The organism is Vibrio sp. 10N.222.49.C9 (assembly GCF_041474985.1).
GTDB lineage: Bacteria > Pseudomonadota > Gammaproteobacteria > Enterobacterales > Vibrionaceae > Vibrio > Vibrio crassostreae_C.
This window is the reverse complement of sequence record NZ_JBFRVD010000992.1, coordinates 1-410: the sequence shown is the minus strand read 5'-3', so window position 1 is coordinate 410 and position 410 is coordinate 1. Positions and strand designations below refer to the sequence as shown.

The window sequence follows — 410 nt, the reverse complement described above, 5'->3', positions numbered from 1 at the left end:
ACCTTGCAGTCGGTAGGTCTGAATAGTATCCACCATCACTACGGCGTTATCGACCATTATGCCCAATGCCACAATCAGGCCTGTGACGGACATCTGATTGATAGGGATCCCTGTAAACTTCATCAATACCAAGGTGAGCATAGAAGTTAAAGGAAGAGCGATTGCCACCATAATTGCAGCTCTAAAGCCGAGTGTGAGCAGCAGCACCACCAAGATAATGCTAAAACCGAGCAGCAAGCTACCGCTTAACTCCGATAGTCGCGATTCGGTATACCCTTGCTGATTAAAGAGGATATTAACCTTAATGTTGCTCGGCAGCTCTGCTTGATACTGTTCAATGAGGGCCTCTGCGCGAGGCGTCCACTTGTCAACGCGAAGATGTGATTGCATGCGTGCGGCGACTATAACGC

Annotated in this window: 1 protein-coding gene; it reads right to left on the bottom strand. The window is 48.8% G+C overall.

The features are described 5' to 3' along the window. Positions 1 to 410: efflux RND transporter permease subunit (locus AB4585_RS26580; RefSeq protein ID WP_372171740.1), on the bottom strand; the 410-nt coding region annotated here is incomplete at both ends.